This window comes from Mangrovivirga cuniculi (assembly GCF_005166025.1).
GTDB classification, from domain to species: Bacteria; Bacteroidota; Bacteroidia; order Cytophagales; family Cyclobacteriaceae; genus Mangrovivirga; species Mangrovivirga cuniculi.
In genome coordinates this window covers 4,457,220-4,476,116 of the sequence record NZ_CP028923.1, presented here as the reverse complement: position 1 = coordinate 4,476,116, position 18,897 = coordinate 4,457,220, and the positions used below count along the sequence as shown (strand labels likewise).

The 18,897-nt window shown below is 34.1% G+C and carries 24 protein-coding genes; 12 read left to right on the top strand and 12 right to left on the bottom strand.

Features of this window, described 5'->3' with window-relative positions; translation table 11 throughout:
- Window positions 1-19 precede the first annotated feature (19 nt).
- The 4 genes from DCC35_RS19725 to DCC35_RS19710 all read left to right on the top strand — a co-directional run bounded on the left by DCC35_RS19725 (window position 20) and on the right by DCC35_RS19710 (window position 2,400).
- Window positions 20-679: an acyl carrier protein gene (locus DCC35_RS19725; protein ID WP_137092430.1), complete on the top strand. Its 660-nt coding sequence runs from the start codon at window positions 20-22 to the stop codon at window positions 677-679.
- A 104-nt stretch (window positions 680-783) separates the two neighbouring features.
- The gene (locus tag DCC35_RS19720; RefSeq protein WP_137092429.1) at window positions 784-1,680 is read left to right on the top strand and encodes a carboxypeptidase-like regulatory domain-containing protein; all 897 of its coding nucleotides are present in this window, start codon (window positions 784-786) and stop codon (window positions 1,678-1,680) included.
- A gap of 139 nt (window positions 1,681-1,819) precedes the next feature.
- Window positions 1,820-2,101, top strand: coding sequence for a type II toxin-antitoxin system RelE/ParE family toxin (locus DCC35_RS19715; RefSeq protein WP_137092428.1), 282 nt, complete (start codon window positions 1,820-1,822; stop codon window positions 2,099-2,101).
- A 2-nt stretch (window positions 2,102-2,103) separates the two neighbouring features.
- Window positions 2,104-2,400, top strand: a complete 297-nt coding sequence (locus tag DCC35_RS19710; RefSeq protein ID WP_137092427.1) for a HigA family addiction module antitoxin — start codon at window positions 2,104-2,106, stop codon at window positions 2,398-2,400.
- Between the two features lie 108 nt (window positions 2,401-2,508).
- Here DCC35_RS19710 and DCC35_RS19705 read toward each other — a convergent pair whose 3' ends face one another.
- Window positions 2,509-3,972 (bottom strand): SLC13 family permease, encoded by a 1,464-nt coding sequence (locus tag DCC35_RS19705; protein ID WP_137092426.1) that lies wholly within the window; start codon window positions 3,970-3,972, stop codon window positions 2,509-2,511.
- 144 nt (window positions 3,973-4,116) lie between these two features.
- On the opposite strand from DCC35_RS19705, the gene DCC35_RS19700 reads away from it, so the two are divergent.
- Window positions 4,117-5,460, top strand: coding sequence for an adenylate/guanylate cyclase domain-containing protein (locus DCC35_RS19700; RefSeq protein ID WP_137092425.1), 1,344 nt, complete (start codon window positions 4,117-4,119; stop codon window positions 5,458-5,460).
- Between the two features lie 2 nt (window positions 5,461-5,462).
- On the opposite strand, the gene DCC35_RS19695 is transcribed toward DCC35_RS19700, so the two are convergent.
- The 8 genes from DCC35_RS19695 to DCC35_RS19660 all read right to left on the bottom strand — a co-directional run bounded on the left by DCC35_RS19695 (window position 5,463) and on the right by DCC35_RS19660 (window position 11,163).
- A complete protein-coding gene (locus DCC35_RS19695) occupies window positions 5,463-5,846 on the bottom strand; it encodes a VOC family protein (RefSeq protein WP_137092424.1) in 384 nt (127 codons plus the stop codon).
- 27 nt (window positions 5,847-5,873) lie between these two features.
- The gene (locus DCC35_RS19690; RefSeq protein WP_137092423.1) at window positions 5,874-6,299 is read right to left on the bottom strand and encodes a hypothetical protein; all 426 of its coding nucleotides are present in this window, start codon (window positions 6,297-6,299) and stop codon (window positions 5,874-5,876) included.
- 84 nt (window positions 6,300-6,383) lie between these two features.
- The gene (locus DCC35_RS19685; protein WP_137092422.1) at window positions 6,384-6,824 is read right to left on the bottom strand and encodes a lipocalin family protein; all 441 of its coding nucleotides are present in this window, start codon (window positions 6,822-6,824) and stop codon (window positions 6,384-6,386) included.
- Between the two features lie 140 nt (window positions 6,825-6,964).
- The gene (locus tag DCC35_RS19680; protein ID WP_137092421.1) at window positions 6,965-7,375 is read right to left on the bottom strand and encodes a hypothetical protein; all 411 of its coding nucleotides are present in this window, start codon (window positions 7,373-7,375) and stop codon (window positions 6,965-6,967) included.
- Between the two features lie 152 nt (window positions 7,376-7,527).
- Window positions 7,528-8,505 carry a glycosyltransferase family 2 protein gene (locus DCC35_RS19675; protein ID WP_137092420.1) on the bottom strand — a complete coding sequence of 326 codons (978 nt, stop codon included), beginning with the start codon at window positions 8,503-8,505 and terminating at the stop codon, window positions 7,528-7,530.
- A gap of 2 nt (window positions 8,506-8,507) precedes the next feature.
- A complete protein-coding gene (locus tag DCC35_RS19670; RefSeq protein ID WP_137092419.1) occupies window positions 8,508-9,092 on the bottom strand; it encodes a hypothetical protein in 585 nt (194 codons plus the stop codon).
- A gap of 87 nt (window positions 9,093-9,179) precedes the next feature.
- The gene (locus tag DCC35_RS19665) at window positions 9,180-10,094 is read right to left on the bottom strand and encodes a carbon-nitrogen hydrolase family protein (protein ID WP_137092418.1); all 915 of its coding nucleotides are present in this window, start codon (window positions 10,092-10,094) and stop codon (window positions 9,180-9,182) included.
- 58 nt (window positions 10,095-10,152) lie between these two features.
- A complete protein-coding gene (locus DCC35_RS19660; RefSeq protein WP_137092417.1) occupies window positions 10,153-11,163 on the bottom strand; it encodes a hypothetical protein in 1,011 nt (336 codons plus the stop codon).
- Window positions 11,164-11,857: 694 nt separating this feature from the next.
- Here DCC35_RS19660 and DCC35_RS19655 point away from each other — a divergent pair.
- From DCC35_RS19655 to DCC35_RS19635, 5 genes are all read left to right on the top strand, one after another.
- Window positions 11,858-12,649, top strand: coding sequence for a DUF1206 domain-containing protein (locus DCC35_RS19655; protein WP_137092416.1), 792 nt, complete (start codon window positions 11,858-11,860; stop codon window positions 12,647-12,649).
- Between the two features lie 10 nt (window positions 12,650-12,659).
- Complete coding sequence (locus tag DCC35_RS19650; RefSeq protein ID WP_137092415.1) at window positions 12,660-12,899, top strand: DUF4235 domain-containing protein; 240 nt, start codon at window positions 12,660-12,662, stop codon at window positions 12,897-12,899.
- 97 nt (window positions 12,900-12,996) lie between these two features.
- Window positions 12,997-13,788, top strand: a complete 792-nt coding sequence (locus DCC35_RS19645) for an MlaE family ABC transporter permease (RefSeq protein WP_137092414.1) — start codon at window positions 12,997-12,999, stop codon at window positions 13,786-13,788.
- Between the two features lie 2 nt (window positions 13,789-13,790).
- Entirely contained in the window at window positions 13,791-14,555 is a 765-nt protein-coding gene (locus tag DCC35_RS19640) for an ABC transporter ATP-binding protein (protein WP_137092413.1), read from the top strand.
- Complete coding sequence (locus DCC35_RS19635) at window positions 14,545-15,504, top strand: MlaD family protein (RefSeq protein WP_137092412.1); 960 nt, start codon at window positions 14,545-14,547, stop codon at window positions 15,502-15,504. The genes DCC35_RS19640 and DCC35_RS19635 overlap by 11 nt, the downstream gene beginning before the upstream one ends.
- A 1-nt stretch (window position 15,505) precedes the next feature.
- On the opposite strand, the gene DCC35_RS19630 is transcribed toward DCC35_RS19635, so the two are convergent.
- Window positions 15,506-16,435 (bottom strand): mechanosensitive ion channel family protein, encoded by a 930-nt coding sequence (locus DCC35_RS19630; RefSeq protein WP_137092411.1) that lies wholly within the window; start codon window positions 16,433-16,435, stop codon window positions 15,506-15,508.
- Between the two features lie 265 nt (window positions 16,436-16,700).
- On the opposite strand from DCC35_RS19630, the gene DCC35_RS19625 reads away from it, so the two are divergent.
- Together DCC35_RS19625 and DCC35_RS19620 are read left to right on the top strand one after the other, a co-directional pair.
- Window positions 16,701-17,264, top strand: coding sequence for a type 1 glutamine amidotransferase domain-containing protein (locus DCC35_RS19625; RefSeq protein ID WP_137092410.1), 564 nt, complete (start codon window positions 16,701-16,703; stop codon window positions 17,262-17,264).
- Window positions 17,265-17,318: 54 nt separating this feature from the next.
- Window positions 17,319-17,510 (top strand): CsbD family protein, encoded by a 192-nt coding sequence (locus DCC35_RS19620; RefSeq protein ID WP_137092409.1) that lies wholly within the window; start codon window positions 17,319-17,321, stop codon window positions 17,508-17,510.
- A 49-nt stretch (window positions 17,511-17,559) separates the two neighbouring features.
- Here DCC35_RS19620 and DCC35_RS19615 read toward each other — a convergent pair whose 3' ends face one another.
- Together DCC35_RS19615 and DCC35_RS19610 are read right to left on the bottom strand one after the other, a co-directional pair.
- Window positions 17,560-18,612 carry a hypothetical protein gene (locus DCC35_RS19615; protein ID WP_137092408.1) on the bottom strand — a complete coding sequence of 351 codons (1,053 nt, stop codon included), beginning with the start codon at window positions 18,610-18,612 and terminating at the stop codon, window positions 17,560-17,562.
- Window positions 18,609-18,800 (bottom strand): hypothetical protein, encoded by a 192-nt coding sequence (locus DCC35_RS19610; RefSeq protein ID WP_137092407.1) that lies wholly within the window; start codon window positions 18,798-18,800, stop codon window positions 18,609-18,611. The genes DCC35_RS19615 and DCC35_RS19610 overlap by 4 nt, the downstream gene beginning before the upstream one ends.
- Window positions 18,801-18,897 lie beyond the last annotated feature (97 nt).

Sequence of the window (18,897 nt, the reverse complement as noted above, 5' to 3'; positions counted from 1 at the left end):
ATGCAAAAAAAAGACAGACATGGAATTAAAAATCGACTCGGAAGACTTAGAGCAAATGCTTCTTAAAATCGAAGACTCCTTCGACATTCGATTTGAGACTAATGAATTAGCCCATGTTAGAACTTATGGTGAATTCTGTGACGCGATAAAAGGCAAAATCAGTCTCGACCATTCAGAAGACTGCACCACTCAACAAGCTTTTTATAAACTAAGGGAAGCAATAACAAAATCGACAGAAACTGAAAAAAAGGAAATCACTCCGACTACAGAACTTGCGGAAATATTTCCAAAAAAGACTAGAAAAAATCAGATAAAAACCCTTGAAATGAATTTGGGATTTAAGCTGTCAATATTGCGACCACCTCATTTTGTTACAGGGTTTTTAGCGATTTTGTTGTTAGCTTCATTTATCGTGCTTTTCATTGATTGGCCATATGGACTTATTGGACTTGGTCTATCAATTGGTGGATTTCGGATTTCGAATAAGTTAGGTAACGAACTTGACGTTAACACGGTCAGAGATTTATCTGAGAAGATGACAAGAGAGTATTACGTGAAATCAAGAAGGAACTCAAAGACGATGAACAAGAATGAGTTTGACGAAATACTCGAAGATTGGTTTGTAAACTTCTTAGGAGTTAGAAAGTCCGAACTGACCAGAGAAGCACGACTATTTTGAAATAAATAAAAAACCACGATGCGGCAACAACGGGTATAGTGCATGCCCTGCGGGACACGCGCCATACCCAAACCGTTGTGCTTCATTAAAAGCAACTATCATAGATGCATAATATTTTTTATTCATTAATACTATTTGTGCTTTGTGCATCCAATATTTGGTCCCAAGTTAAAATAAAGGGTTCAGTAATTGACGGTAAATACCCAATACCTGGAGTAAATGTCATAGAAAAGGGACAAAATAATGGTTCCACAACTAACATTGATGGAGAATTCACAATAATTGTTAGTGACACTAATTCTACTTTAATATTTCAAAGTATTGGATATGAATACAAAGAAATAGGATTGGAGGGTAAAACAGAAGTCCAAATAATCCTTAAACCTCAATGTGAAAGAGATTGGTTTGATGCACAATCTTTTGAAATTTATGCTGTAAGTGGTTTACTAAATACGCCAGTTGGTGGACAACTCAAATTTTCATTTCCAGTTTTTTTTAGTCAAACAACTTTATGGACTGGAATAAGATATCAAACAGACTTTGATCGGAATAATTTATTAAATGGAGAGATTGGGATTCATCACTTATTTGTTACTTGCAATTTTGATGCTGATATTATATCAAACTATAGAAAATTCTCTTTGGAAGGTGAAAATGAAGTAGAATCAATATCTATCGAACCTAATCTCAATTTCAAAAAATTCAAATTTATTATTGGATATGGTATGATTAACTATAATGGAACTGAAACAAATAATAGTCAAAATAGCACAGGACCAATATTTGGGTTAGGAACATGGATTGGACGACCTTTCAATTTGTCGTTGGTAGCCAAAGCATCTATTTACAAAAACATTACTGAATACAACGGTGAAATACGTAGACAATTTAAGCGAATAGAAACTTTCGGAAGATTTTATAAATTAGAAACTATTACAGAGTTTAGTTTAGGAATTGGATATAATTTTACTTACAGATTCAAAAAACAAAAAATTGACTAAACGAAGCACAACAGTAGCTAATCGTCATACCCCACCCCGAGGGATGGGGTTCGCCGTTTAGCCTTAACGTAGGCTACATTAGTTTTGACATCTGCAACCAATTACTTATCTTTAACGTTAGTAACGAATAGAGTAAGTATTGATAAAGACATTTGGAGATAAAGAAACTGAGAAGGTCTTTGATGGAATAAGATCAAAAAAACTTCCAGAGGACATTCAAAGAATCGGCAGACGTAAATTGAGAATGATAAACAACTCATTTTCAATAAATGATTTAAAAATTCCTCCTGCTAATAGATTAGAAAAACTATCAGGTGATCTTAAAGATTATCATAGTATCAGAATAAATAAGCAGTGGAGAATAATTTTCAAATGGGAAAATAACGATGCTTTTTATGTATCAATTGTTGATTATCATTAATTATGGAAAAACTACCTAACATACATCCTGGAGAAGTTCTAAAGGAAGAATTTTTAGAGCCTTTAAACATAAGTGCATATAGATTATCAAAGGAGACTTTTATTCCGCAAACAAGAATAAGTGAAATTATTCATGGCAGAAGAAGAATCACTGCCGATACTGCACTAAGGTTTTCAAAGTTTTTTGGGACCTCAGCTAAATTCTGGATGGGGTTACAGGACGATTTTGATCTAGAAGAACAAAAAGAGAAATCAAAACAAGAAATACAGGACATTAAAAATTATAGTAACGTAGCCTAACAGCATGTTCCATGAATAATCCCTTCTCTTTAATTTAATTATAAATCCCATTGAAAGAAAGAACCCAAATCTTTCTGTTAACATTAGGCTATAATTTTGACCTCTAAATCAGTTAAATCCCAATAATTGAATAATCTTCGGAAAGAAAATTGTTATCAGGACAAAACCGATAAAGCTCATTGTTGAGCCGATATAGATAAAGTCTTTGGTTTTTAATTTTCCACTTGCATATGCGATAGTGTTTGGTGGTGTACTTACCGGAAGTGCCATGGCCAATGAGGCAGCTAGCGCAATACCCATTCCCATTTGCAGTTCGCTAATTTCAGAACCAAGGCTTGCTGCTAAAGAAACACCGATCGGTATTACTAGATTGGCTGCTGCAGTATTAGACATAAAAGTACTTAGCAGAATTGAGAATAATATAAAGATTCCAAACAGATAAATGCTTTCTTTAGGAATAAGATCAATTATAATATCGTCTAATCCCGAAATCGTCATCCCTTTACCTAAAGCAATTCCACCTGCGATCAAAATTAAAATATTCCATTCCAGGGAATTAAAATCTTTTCTACCGAGTAATCCGGTTGCCGTAAATGCAATTGCCGGCAAAAGAGCAATCACAGCAGCAGGTAATCCATGGGTAGGTTCGGATAGCCATAGTATAATTGTCAGGCTAAAAATTGAAACGACATATAATCCACGACCATCAATCTCATTTTTGATAGGCAGGATTTTCAATTCCTTTGACTTTGGTCTATTTATATTCCATAAAATCAACCAGGCCACTAAACCTAAAACTATGACAATTGGTAAAGCAATAATCATCCAGTCTATGAATGAAATTGAAAATCCCTGGCTTTTAAGAAATCCGATAGCCACAGCATTGGGTGGTGAGGCAATAGGTGTACCCATTCCACCAATATTGGCACCTATAGGTATCGCCAAGTATAGTGATTTATGAAATTTTCTTTCTTCAGGAATTTGTTTTATAATTGGACTGACAATAGTTATCATCATAGCTGTTGTAGCTGTATTGCTCATCCACATTGAAAAAGTTGCTGTAATAGTAAGGAGTCCCAGAAGGATAAATAGTGGTTTGCCGCCAAAGATTTTCATTACTTTCCCCGCAAAGGAGATGTCTACTCCTTCTTTTACAGAAGCTTTGGCTAATAAAAAGCCTCCCAGGAATAAGAAAATAATCGGATCTGCGAGAGGGCTAAAGAATTCAGCGAATGGTATTTGAGTATTATTTTCGAATCCCAATCCTTTCCATTCACCTGGGTTAGCAATTAATACTACTTCTAAAGCAATAATAATTAATGATGTAGCAAATAAAGGCAAGGCTTCTGTTACCCATAGCAAAGAAGCAAAGATGAATATAAACAGCATAAGTGCAGCTTCTCGGGGTATTTGGTCTTTCATAAGAAAGAATACAATTAATGCGGCAATAGCACTGATTGAAAAAAGTTTAATATTCTTTTTCTTTACTGGCGGTTTAATGCTGGATATGATGCTTATTGATTTGATTATTTCATAAGCTTCAGCTAAACGGTTTCGAAAGTATTTCTTCATGCTGGCTGATTTAAAGCTAAATTAAAAAATAGCTACTTAACTGACTTGAAGGATATCATATTGGAAGGTGATTTAATATCATTATACAGATATGAATCAAAAAAATAGAGTAAATTTAATAGAGTCATTAATTACCACCCCATCATGGAAAGACCTGCTTATAAGGTCAGGTATTGTAGTATTAACCGGGAGGTTTACACTATTGATCCTGATAAATCAATATTAGATATTTCAATCGAAAATAAAATCCCTCATTTGCATGAGTGTGGAGGTAATGGTCGTTGTACAACCTGTAGGGTAAGAATCATTGAAGGGTCGGAAAATTTATCTAAGGTAACGCCATTAGAAAAGGAATTAATAAGAAAAAGAAACTGGGACCCATCTATAAGATTAGCTTGCCAGGCACAAGTTAAAGGGAATGTAGCTATCCAGCGAATCGTATGGACTAGTGCTGAAGTTAGTAAGCTACAACTCGAAACTCTTCCAGCTGATATAGGAGAGGAAAGATCTCTTGCAATACTCTTTTGTGATATGCGGAATTTTACTGTTCTGGCATCAAACCATCCTAATTATGACCTGGCACATATGTTAAATACATTATTTACATGTCTGGGAGATCCTATTTTGATGAATAACGGAATAATTTACCAATATGTGGGTGATGAAATTATCGGGTTATTCGGCACTGCCTCTTTGGACGGGGAAAGAGCTTGCATGGATGCCATCCGGGCTGCTCTTGGAATGAAGTATGCCCTGGAAAGACTAAACAGACTGGAGTTTCGTGATTTTGATGAAAAAATTGAAGTAGGCATTGGAATTCATTACGGACGAGCATTCGTGGGGAATCTTGGGCATCCAAAACATAAGCAATTTTCTGTGTTGGGAGATCCTGTAAATGTAGCAAGCAGAATACAGGATATGAATAAAGTGTTAAATACAAATTTGCTGGTTTCAGAAGAATTTATAAATAATTTGCCTCCGGATACATTAATGACTGGTTTACGTGAAGAGGTGAATCTAAAAGGTAAGGAGCAGACTTTTAAGCTTGTAGAGATACTCGGGTTTAACCATTTTGATACGAATCTCGAAATTCAGGCCTCGATGGAAATTTTACTTAAAGATAATGAAGGTTTCGCAGAATATTTTTACGATAAATTATTTACCAGAGCCCCGGCAATAAGGGAGTTGTTTAAAAGGAATATGTTGGAGCAGGGAAGGATGCTAACTCACATGCTGGGAGGTATTATTTACGGACTTAGCAGGCCTGAAAATTTACATATGGGTTTGCTTTCTTTAGGTAGACAGCATATCAAGTATGGAGTGAAAAAAGAACATTATGCAATCCTTAAAGAAACACTGCTAGAAACTATTGAAGAAAGACTGGGAGATTTTTATAAACCTGAGATTGTAAAAGCGTGGGACAATGCAATAGACCTTATCACTGGTGCTATGATGAAAAGTTATGATTATGATAAAGTTGAAAGCTGATATTATTTTTCAATATAATCAATTTTGTTACCATAAAGATCTCTGATAATCATCACTTTGCCATGTGGAAGATTTAACGGTTTTTGATCAATAACCACCCCTTTGGATAAGAATAATTGGTAGTCTTGTTCCACATCAGAAGTTTGAACAATAAATAAAACTTTACCTCCTGCTTGTTTACCAACTAAATGTTCAAGATCAAGATCTACTTTATTCAAAACTATTGAACACTCTGATTTATTCCCGGGTGTGACGGTTACCCATCTTTTGCATTCGGAAATAGGCGTGTCTTCTTTTAATTGAAAATTTAGCTTTTGAACATAAAAATCGATAGCCTCATTATAATCTTTTACTAAAAGACAGATATTTAAAATACTGTGATCCATATAAATCGATTATTAAGTGGTATTGATTCATTCGGGAGTATAGTACAGATCAGGACCGTCACACGGTGCGGATCCACCTTTTAATTCATTGGTTAAAATCGTAAGTACTTCTATCGGATCCCCAGTACAATTTTCTATTAATTCGTGATCTTCTGGATATTCAAGCTTTAACTGGTTTCCATCAGTAGTTTCAATTTCTGAATAAATTCCATTAACCGATTTTGACCCTTCTTCAGATATATTTGTTTTTGAAAAGGAACCATCGGAGTTGAAAATATAGTACTCTTCATACCCAATATCTTCTCCGGTTAATTCAGTTTCTGACCAGCCTATAAATACCTTAGTCAGCATCCATTTTCCTTCAATTGGAGCCTCGCATTCATAAATTATTTCTTCTTTAACACATCCTGAAAAAACTATGAACATAGAAAGTAAAAGAATATTTCGATTCATTAATCTAGCTGTTTATTAATATAAAGAAAGGCTCAAAAATTGGGCCATTCCTAATAGTTGCAGATTATATTTCAGTACATTTTGTTAACGATCTTCAGATTGAACCGGAGCATAAAAGAGAGCCGGGCCGTCACATGGTGCTGAACCGCCTTTCAATTCTCCGGGACTAATAGCCAGATGTTCCTCTGGTTTTCCTGTACAATTATCAATCAATTGAGAATCTTCAGCATAAACGAGTTTTAAATGTTCCCAGTCATTTGTGTTTTCTTTGGTATATGTGCCAGTAATTGATTGAGTTTTTCCGTCTTCTATTCTTGTTTTGGTAAATGTTCCATCTGAATTGAATAAATAGAATTCTTTATAGGGAATGTCTTCGTTTGTGATTTCATTTCTGATTCGTGGTGCCTGAATCTTTACGAGTTCCCACTTTCCTACAATAGGATCTTTGCTCTGAATTGTATTATCATTACTACTACAGGCAATTATCATAATGGTAATCAATAAAAGGTTGATAAGAATTTTCATATTGTTGTTTTAGTTTAAAATCCACAAAAATTAAACCATCATTGTTTTTAATAAATATTTAAAATTTAAGGCTACTAGTTTGATGGCTATTCTGAAGAAAGAAATGATTAAGTTTTGATTGTTATATTCTATCCTTTAATCTAATTAATCGTGATAGAAAAGCTGAATTGTTCCGCTTTGATTTCGGTATTAAAAATAAAGCTATAGGTTCCTTTTGTCTGAGGTGAGAATTCATAAATTTTCTCGACTATTGATTCTACTTGGGCACATGGATTGCAAACATCATAAATTCCCATAGCATTTATGTAGGTGATATCTCCATTTTGGTCATTTGTAATTTCCTGAAAAGTTTGACATGAATCTGATAAAACTACATCCAGCTTTATCTGGACTGTTTGCCCTACTCTGGCTGTTGCAGGAGCATCAGCTTTTCTAATGACAAGAGGTTTATAATCTTCTTTACAATCTATAACCTCTTCAGGATCATTTTTATCGCAGGCAAAAAATAAAAATAGACCGAGTAAAATAAACTTATATTTTTTGATGCTCATGTATACTGATTGAGGATTTATCTAAATTAAATTGAGCCTGCTGTGAATAATTGTCCAATATATGAAGATATTAAATAATCTGATTTTTAAAAAAAACTGTGGCATTAAACTCTGTATATTAAAAATTTTAATGGTTAATCTATGATTCTCGCTTATCTGAAGAAATAATAATCTCTATTTAACCTGAGTTTTAGATGCTCCATTAATCGATGGATTTTTTTCTTTTCAATAGGGTTGCCAACTGTTATGATGATTTTTGTGTTTTCTTGTTCGAGGGTTTTTAAGAAATTATTGTCGATCTTTTCAGGTTTCTCTTTTAACCAGTTGTGCTCAATATTATTGGATTGGAGTATTTCAGACATAATCTTTCCTTTTATACCACCGCCAAAGATTACTATATGATCACTTTTATGTTCAAGCCTTAACCAATGGAATGTTTTTAATTCGAAAAATGCCTTTTGCTGATAAAGATCACTGGTTCGACTGGTGCGGTCAGGATGTTCTCTCCAGTAATGAAGAATCTTTGGGATACTTTTTACTGAAAGATCATTTTCATAAAATCTGAAAATTAAATCATAATCTTCCGGATAAAGATTAAAATCAAACGCTCCTGCTTGATCAATATCTTCACGAAAAATCATCCAGTTAGGGGAGGCAATCACGCATTCTTCATAAATATGTTCCCAATGTTCATCCTTTTGACATAAATTATTTAACCATTCCTCATACCCTTTGTATCCTTCCGATACCTTGTTTTCGGAAAAGTATTTTACCATTGAGGTTATAACATGACCTTTTCCCGATCTTAAAAGTTCCCTTTTTAATTCAAATAATTTATTGTCAGCCATTATATCATCGGCATCCATTCTATGAATTAAATTTCCAGTTGAATGTTGATAGGCTGTTCGAAGGGCTGAAATAATTCCATTTCCCCTATTCATAAAGGATTTGATTCTCGAGTCTTCCTTTACATATTTCTCAATAACCGAGGAGGAATTATCTGTTGAGTGATCATTTACAATAATTAGTTCCCATTTTTTCTCAGATTGCCTAATAATGCTTTCAATGGATTCCGTCAGGAATTTACCAGCATTTTTCGCCGGCATTAATATGGAGATCAGATCATCCAAAATTAGTTGTTTACTTTTTCCGATAGTCTTAAAGCTTCGAATACAGCTTTTCTGTCCCGATGATACCAAACATGATAAAAGAAAGCTCTTTTAAGGCATTGAACAGAAAATATTAAAGAGATTATACTTATAGCAGTCCATTCAAGCCAATAGTTAGAATTCTCAATTAATTTCAAAATGCCTGTGCATCCAAAAAATAGAAAACCAAGAGATAAATTATGAGACATAGCTCTTAGAGCATTCCAAAGATCGAGTGTGTCAGCGTTTCTCGGGCTGAACTCCCTGATCAATGCATCCATTTTGGCCGGTGCCAATTTAGGTTGTAAGTAAGATTTGGGTATTTGCCAATACTTTAATCCAATTTTTGTATGTACCCAATATCCGAGATTATGTACCCCATTTCCTACCAGGTAAGCTGCAATTAATCCAATTGTAAATGCCGATAAAGAGATATTATTAAATGGCGTGATTAAATCCTGAATGCTTTTAACGTTACCATTTAGAATTATGGTAGCTGAAAACAGTAAAAAAGATCCTGGTAAAACGAAACCAAAAAAATCGAATAAAGTGTATTTAACTTTTTCCATGAAATTATAAATATGGTAACTGGCTGAAAATAAAGAAATAAAAATACAGCTAACCGGATTAAAATAAAAATCCCTACCTAAGGTAAATCACAAAGATTTGCGATCTTTTGACTTGGGATCGCTTATCAGGTCTCCACTATGAAATTGACCATTTATAGATCTTTCTCTCCAATATTTTGTAGAGTCGTAATATTCGTTTGACGTATCTATTTCGGTAATGAGAATATTTTTTTCATGCTTATTTAATCTTCCTGTAATAACTCCATCGGGTCTCACCATAAAAGAAGACCAGCAAGATTCAGGAGCAGAGGTGTTACTTGCACTAATGTAAACATAATTATTTGCGGCATACGATATCATAGTTGCAGGCATAGTGATTTCAGGATAGGTAGTGCCATGATTTAATGGCCATAAGTTCTTATCGATAGGGGTTTGAATTTCTTTTAATTTTTCCTTTGAAAAGTTTCCTGCATAGAATGAATGAAATACTATTTCTACACCCATCAGTTTTAATTTGCGATATAACTCAGGATATCTATAATCATGGCAAATTAGAACACCACATTTAATTTCATTTACCTCAAAAGTTGTGAAATGGTCGCCGGGAGTAAAGTGGGCTAATTCTTCATCAAATTTATTAGTGCCTGCAACAAACATTTTATCATATCTATCAACAATTTCCCCGGAATCATTAATAATATAAAGACTATTATGAGGTTTTTCAGTGGAATTTAAAGGGTGAGAAGAGCCAAGAATTACCCAGATTCCCAATTCTTTTGTAGTTTCTATTATTTCCTGGGTTGAATTTTTTAAGAGGATCCAGTTGTAGGTTTTAAAATTCTCAAAATCAGTTCCCGGATATCCTGAAAGCGCGTTTTCAGGAAAATGGATTATATCGCACCCTTTTTCTGAAGCCTCCCTTATTTGACTGATTATGTGTTCTTTGTTTTGTGAAATGTCAGCGCTAACGGGGAATTGACTTGTTGCTATTTTGATATTCATCTAAATATGTTTTAACCAGTTATTTATATGGTCAGTATTATGTGACTCAATATGATTATCAGCTCAAATTATTCTTAACCATAGTTACAAATTCCTGTTTTTGATCAATAAAAATGCCCAGGCTTTTATATCTAACTTTAAGACCGTAAAAGCTACTAAAGCTATCCTCTTTTTTGAGATGAATAATTATATTATGACTTTCTAATTTACCTAAAACAGAAAAGTTTTTGGTCATTTTATCCTCGGGCAGATCTTTATTGCTGATTTCGATCGACTCAATATTTGCAAAGTGTATTTTCGCTTCATTGAATACGCCATACCTAAGTATAATTTTTTCGTCATCTATATAACATGGGCGTTGTGGAATAGATTTTATCAGACCAAAAATTTGTATTCCACTATATACACTTAAAGCTGATAAAATCCAGGCGAATACTACACTCCACCTAACTAGTAAAATATGTATTATAAATGTTTCCGCTACAATTAATAAAATAAGGATTGATAAAAGGGCAATCGATCCACTGGACTTATGAAACGAAAACTGGTTTGATTTTAATCGAGGAGATTTCCATTTAAAAAAGCCATAATAGAATATGGCTACTTCTGCAGCAAATGGTTTAACCAAAGGAGCCGGAATTATCTCTTTACAGGTTTTTATCAGGGCATCATAAAAATCCGGGTTATTGGATTTGTTTTTATTTAACTGGAGGATCGCCTTCCTTACTTTATAAATGAAGTAGGAAATAATAGCTATTTCGAATAGAGGTAAAGCATATGTCTTAAAAGCCTGTAGATAATATTGATTTTTTTCAGGGATTATTGCGAAACCAATGGCTGTGCACACTATTAAAAGAGGAATTAGAGTTGTTAAGGGTATTTTGGTTTCGCGAATGGAGAGGTAATATACTAATGGGATTGTAATTAAAAGATCAAATATTATTGCCTGGGAAATAATTGAATCTGCTACGGCTAAATCAACGTTTGTGCCGATAATTATTACGGCAATAAGTAGAAGAAAAGGGATCGTAACTTTAATGTTTCTTAATTGGCTATAAATTAAGTTCATATATAAAAACTTTTAATATCTATAAAAATAACATGCCTGTATTTTCGAAAGAAAAGATTTGGTCTTTTTTTGATAGATGGCCTGGTGCTGATTTAAAAAAGCTTTGGATGAAATTAATATGAGTCTTTCATGAAAAATGTAATAATCAATAAAATGAGCATTATTAAATTTTCTCCTGATAAAACAAACATAAAAACACCATAAGAATAAATGTCAAATGTGATTGTAAGCAGTAGTAGGGTTAAAACTATTAATATAAGTTTTGTAATATATTTCACTTTGGTGAATAGCATAAAAGCAATAAGAAAAGAAGAAGCAGCGCAGAGGATTTTTATAATAATTATATATTGAGGTATAACTATTAGACTTCCGGATTCCTCATCTTTGTTCAATAATTTAGAAATCTGTATAACATACATAAGACAGAGTACTATCCAGAGTAAAGACAGAATCCATCTCCTGTTTTTAGAATAATATATCACATGTATTTAACATTTATATCCAAGCGAAGTTCGAATTCAGTGTGTTTTACAATTTTTGTCTACAAAAATCGGGGAATTTACTCTACAACGTTTCATTTAAATTTAAGTAATAACTTCATAATCTCATGTTTTTAGGGTGTGCAGGGTTTTTGCATAATAAAATGCATTAAATCCTGATAAGGGTTGAAAATAACAGCTAACAATTATAAACCATGGATGATAAAAAAGAGAAATTAGCCAGATTTGGAATCGCCACTAAAGGTTTTGTTTACTGTCTCATTGGAGTACTAACTACAATGGCAGTCATTGGAGCCGGAGGAAAAAAGACCGGGTCATCAGGAGCACTTGAGTCAATAGCAAGTATGACTTTTGGTCAGATATTATTAGGAATAACAGTTTTAGGATTGTTAGGTTATGTCTTCTGGAGAATGTATCAGGCTTTTGACGATCCTGAAAATAAAGGGACAGATGCCAAAGGTCTGGCTCAAAGAACCGGATATTTTTTAAGTGGTTTATTTTATGGTTTCCTGGCATTTAGTGCTATGGAAATTTTGATGGGGTCTGGATCTTCCGGAGGAGGAGGCTCTACGAAAGAAACTGTGGTAGCAAAATTACTGGATCAATCATTCGGTCAGTATTTGGTAGGAGCTCTTGCATTGGTTTTTTTCGGTAAGGCTATTTATCAGTGGTACAGAGCTTTTTCGGATAAGTTTAAAAAGAAAGTTAAAGAAGCCGGTTTGGATCAAAAGGCCAGAGAGCTAATGATAAAATCCGGAAAGATCGGATATACAGCAAGAGGAGTCGTTATCGGGATTGTTGGTTATATGACACTCCGTGCAGCTATTACAGCAAGCTCCTCACAAGCAGGCGGAACAAAAGATGCATTTCAATTTATTCAAAATGAATTTGGTTCCTTTTTACTGGTTATCGTTGCTATAGGATTATTTGCATATGGTGTGTTTATGTTTTTAAAAGCTCGATACAGAAAAATGGCAACCGTTTAAATAAAAGTTTATGAAAATCACAAAAAATGAGATCTTATATACAGCTGGAGCATTTTTAGTAAGTTACGGAGTTAAAGCTGGATTAAAATATGGTTATAAAAAGATATATGGTGAGAAATTGCCTGATAATCCTGAAAAAAGTGGTATAGATGCTACTCAAGCCATAATCTGGACTGTCGGAATCTCTGCACTTGGAGGATTGGCTAAACTGCTATATCGTAAAAATATGTATTCTTTAAAGGAAAGTTAATTATTCATCGTAAATTATCAGCGATGATTCTAAACAGTTATTTGAAGCCAAATGATCGCATCATTTGGCTTCTTCAAATTGTTCACAAAAAAAATTTATGAAGGTACCCTTCTCATTTAAGAAAAGCGTATATGTAGCACTGGGAGATTTTTTTGATAAAGTTGGTCAGATTGTACACTTTACAGGGAGGTTTTTCAGATTTTTATTTACTCCCCCATTTGAGTGGAAGGAAATAATAAATCAGACTTTTTCATTAGGATATAAATCATTTCCACTAATAGGTGTTACTGCATTTATTGTCGGTACTGTTTTTACTATGCAGTCATATCCGACTATGGCTTCACTGGGAGCAACAGCCTGGATCCCCACAATGATTTCAATTTCAATCGTAAGAGAAATAGGACCTTTGATTACCGCATTGATATTTGCCGGTAAAGTCGGTTCTGGAATTGGCGCAGAACTGGGGTCAATGAAAGTGACAGAACAAATTGATGCAATGCAGGTATCTGGTACAAAACCGATAAACTATTTAGTCGTCACAAGAGTTATAGCTACTTCAATAGCAGTGCCATTATTGGTGTTGTATACAGACTTCATCTCGTTTATGGGTTCTTACTTCGCATTAAGTAGAGAAAAAGATATTACAATGAGTTTATATTTAAACCAGGTTCTTTCTTCTCTCGATTTTAAAGATATTATTCCATCAATATTCAAATCATTTGTATTTGGTTTTGGCATTGGTATGGTAGCATGTTATCAGGGTTTTTACGCAGACACAGGAACAAAGGGCGTTGGTAAAGCGGCAAATATGTCGGTGGTAATATCATCGTTTCTGATATTTCTTATTGATTTGATAATGGTTCAGATTGTTAACTTTTTATTTAATTAAACATGGATGATAATTTAGTTGTACAAGCTGAAAATATTAAGAAATCATTTGGCAATAATACCGTAATTAAGGATATCAGTTTTAATTTAAAAGAACTTGAGAATCTGTCTATTATGGGACGATCCGGAACTGGAAAATCCGTTTTGATTAAAAGCCTTGTGGGGCTGATAATTCCAGACTCAGGAACGCTCAATGTACTGGGTGAAAATGTACTGGATATGGATGATGATGAAATTGATGAGGTCAGGCGTCAGGTAGGATATTTATTTCAGGGTGGTGCATTGTATGATTCGATGACAGTTGAGCGGAATATGAAATTTCCACTCCGCCGACATCCTAATAAACCATCTGAATCGGAGATAGCAGACCTTGTTGATGAAACCCTTGAAAATGTTGGACTGATAGAATCAAAATCCAAGTATCCCTCAGAGTTATCAGGAGGTATGAAAAAGCGAATAGCATTGGCCCGAACGTTGATCATGCGCCCCAAAATAATGCTTTATGATGAGCCAACTACTGGATTGGATATGATTACTTCCGGTGAGATTAGTGAGTTAATTTTAAAGATGAGAGAGGAATACGATATTTCTTCAATTATTATAACCCATGATGTTTCATGTGTTGAGCTAACTTCTGACAGAGTAATCATTCTTGCAGAAGGTGGGATTTTAGCCGAGGGATCTTTTGATGAGCTTAAAAATCACGATGATAAAAAAATAAGAGCCTACTTTACGATGGCTGATAAAAAACAAAAAAATGAAGGATAAAGTTAAATTAGGATTGTTTGTTTTTCTTGGAGTGATGATTTTGATCCTCGGATTATATTTTGTCGGTGCCAGGGAAAATTTATTCAGTTCAAGCTTGAAAGTTAATGCCTGTTTCTCAAATGCGGCAGGTATTCAAAAAGGGAGTGCTGTTCAATTTGTGGGTATTCACGTAGGGTCAGTTGAAGAGATAAATATAATTGATGATTCCACAGTATGCCTGACAATGAGAATTGACGAGGAACAGGCAAAATTTATTACTAAAGATGCTATTGCTCAAATAGGAAGTGAAGGATTGATGGGTAATAAACTCGTTAGTATATCTCCTGGATCAGCAAAAGGAGATAATATTGAAGATGGAGACAGATTATCTACAAAAGAACCAGTGAAAGTTGAGGCTATTATGGAAAGTGTAATGGAGAATAGCAAGAATCTGGAAAAATTTACTGCCAACCTGGCAAAAATCAGTGAAGATCTGCTGGAAGGGAAAGGTCTTGCAGGCAAGCTTCTTACTGATACTACTTCTGAAGACAGGATCGAATCAATTATTACTGAAATGCAATTAGTAGCAGGTAATCTTCATAACGTAAGCCGTGGAGCTGAAGATGTGGTTACTAAAATATCTGATGGTGAAGGTACGCTGGGTAAATTAGTTTATGATGAGTCGATGAGTAAAGATGTTGATAAAATGATGGATTCTTTGAGCCAGGCTACCTATAAACTGAATCTCACACTAAAAAACCTTTCAGAATTTAGTAAGAAAATGAACGAGGGTGAAGGAGCAGCAGCTATGTTGGTTAATGATACAACCATGGCTGAAAACCTGAATAAAACTATCATCGAAGCGAAGCAAAGAACCGTTGAGCTTGAAAGAACTATTGATATAATTAATGAAAGCTGGATATTAAATTTATTCGACAAGAATAAAAATAATCCGGATAGGGGAGAGTAGTTTAACTCTCTCCGTTTGATTCCCCGTTTTCTGACCCTCTGGTTATTGAAATTGGCATCTCTGACAGTTTTTGACCTCCTTTTATTCCAAAGTCGAGTGTTCTGATTGGGAATGGTATAGTAATATTATTTTCATCAAAAGTTTTCTTAATTAACTTAACTGCTTTGTGTCTCATTGATAAAAAACCTGGCTGATCCGGATATTTTACCCAGAAACGGATATAAAAATTTATCGATGAAGAACCGAATTCATAATAATCAAAGATCATATTATCCTGATCAATAACTCCTTCCATATTTGATATGGCATCACTGACCAGATTTTCTACTTTCTGCAAATCATCTCCATATGATATTCCCACGGCCAGGTCAACACGTCTTTTTCCGAGAATACTATAATTATATATGCTGGATTGAAGAACATCCTTATTGGGTATATAAACTTCCTGTCCCTGGAATGTTTCAACAACAGTTACTCTGAGGTTAGTACGTTGAATTCTACCCATGATATCTTTAATTTCAACTACCTCTCCTACTTGAAAGGGTCTTCTGAAAGCCAGAATAATGCCGGATACGAAATTGGCTGCAATATCCTGAAAGGCAAATCCAAGGGCCAGACCAATGATACCTACTCCGGCCAGTGCAGATGTTAATGCTTTTTCCAGACCCAGAACACCAAGAATTATAAAGAGCCCAAAACCTATTATGGTATAGTATAAAATAGTTGAAAACAGATTTCTCAATACTTCATTGGTTGAAGTTTTTCTGAATATCTTATCAAATAGTTTACCACCCATTTTTGCCAGGAAGATGAACAGGACTAAAATGATAAGTGACAACACCATATTTGGTATCAGGTCAATTAATGCCTCCAACCATGAGCTTAATTTATTAGTTATCACAGTTAATGCGTTATCTAATTTAATTTCCATATTCTTACATTTTATATAAGTGTTGTTTAAACGCACTCTTTTTGTGCAATTCAATCCACAGTTTAGACTCAATCAACCTACCCTGTAAGGAATAACTATATAACTTGATAGATAAATTATTAGTATTTCCTTTTAAAAACAAGTTATAGAACTTTATAATAATATTCCGACACTTTTTACCCAATAAATACATTTAAATCTGATAATGTGGCATGGTTTTTCCATTCTTATTGATAAAGAATTAACGAATTAAAAAAATATCGATATGCAAACTTTAAATAATAAAAAAGTAGCTGTGCTATTAACAGATGGATTCGAAGAAGTTGAATTTACTAAACCTATGGAGGCTTTAATGAATTCGGGTGCAGATGTAGAAGTAATAGCACCAAAAGGAAAAAAAGTCAAGTCGTGGGATCATGACCATTGGAGTCGTGAGTACGATGTTGACAAAAATCTTAACGAGGTGAACTCAGATGACTATAATTGCCTGATGTTACCGGGTGGAGTAATGAATCCCGATAGCTTGAGAATGAACGATGAGGCTGTTGAGTTTGTGGGAGGATTCTTTGAAAAAGGAAAACCAATTGCTGCAATTTGCCATGCTCCACAGCTAATGATTGAAACAGGTGCATTAACAGGCCGTGAGATGACATCTTATCCATCATTAAAATCTGACATAAAAAATGCAGGAGCCAGATGGGTTGATAAAGAAGTAGTAGTAGATCAGGGATTAACTACAAGTAGAAATCCTGATGATATACCTGCTTTTATAGATAAGATGATTGAAGAATTTGCAGAAGGAAAACACGAAAGACAGAAGACTATTTAATCTTGAATAGTTTATTGTAATTAATCGATTTTAAATTAAAAAAATAAAAATATTATGGGTGCTACTGAAGATAAAATTAAAGGAAACTGGAATAAAGTAAGAGGTAAGTTGAAAGAAGAATATGGTGAGCTTACCGATGACGAACTGGTTTATGAAGAAGGTAAAGAAGAACAACTTCTAGGCCGTATTCAGGAAAAAACCGGTAAGACCAAAGAAGAAGTCAAAGACTTTATAGATAATATTTAATTTCACGTAAAGTATAATTGAAAGGGCAGTTTGTAAAAACTGCCCTTTTTTAATATTCTACAACCTTATCGATTTTAAATTGTCGTAACGCCTCGCCATCAACAAGTTTATATTGTATCTGCCTCATCAACCCGGTCGGATTATATCCCTCATTGTTTTCCTGGTAAACTGGGAATCTTCTCACTAATGAATTTTCAACTATCGAAAATTCATCTTCACCCTGATAACCGTAAGAAATTGAATCGACATCAGTAATGTCCGGAAGTTCACCAGTCATACTAAAAGACTTACCGTTATTGATCGAATACCCGTGAATTTTTTTAAAATTATTTGTTTTCCTGGTCACTTCAACTACAATCAATTCCGGATATCCGTCTTTATTTAAATCCCCAACTTCAGCTTTTTTAATGTCTCCCCGAATATGTATTTCAAACATTTCATTTAATTCAATACCAAGAGGAAAAACTCTTAGAGTATCATTTTTTAAAGTAACGGAATAAGCATAGTCACCATAATTGAGAAATTTGCTGAATTGGGTCTTGTCAATCTGGCTTGAATCAGCTTTTCCTTCTATTTTACTATAATCTCCGCTTAAGGAGGCCCCGCCACTACAATAAAAGTGGAGTCGATCTGCTGATTTTTTATTTTGAGGGAGTATTGTTAAGCTATCTCCATCAACTTTGATTGTGACATCAAGCCCATCTTCATATAATTTAAGCTGATTGCGCCCAGTAATTTCCAACTGGCCATCAAATGTACAGGTTGGCTTTTTTCGGTCTGCTCTGGATCTGACTGACATCATTATTTTATTTTCTTTTATTGGGGTAAGTGTAATTGCTACCCAATCATTTCCTTTAGATTTATTTTGATAACCCGTACTAACGTAGGTGCCATATATTGTGTTTTTGGGGTTTCTGACCACTTCAGGATTTGTCTTGACCAATTTTCCAGAAGATAATTTTTCGTTTACCTGATAAAAGATAAACTCATCACCCAAAGTTAAAAATCGGTGCCCCTCATCACTTCTGTATTCAATGCCATTTGCTGATTGAGATTTATTCAGGGAATACTTTTTACCAAAATTCCGCTCAACTAAAATCACTTTATCTTTTTTTCTCCTTTGAGGGTATTTAGTTCATACAGATACATGCCATCATCAGATAGGTAGGTGTATGTCGCATTTACTTTTGTAGAGTCTGACAATAGCTGATCACTACTTTCTTTTTCCCTGGAGCAGGATAGGATTATAATTATTAGGAGAAAGGTGATCGATGTTAATTTGTATTTCATTGTATCAATCGGAGTGTTTTGTTATTTAAATTACTAATAAAACTCGATTGATTATAGTCTCCGATTAAATATAGAGCTGCTTTCTATTCCAATAACT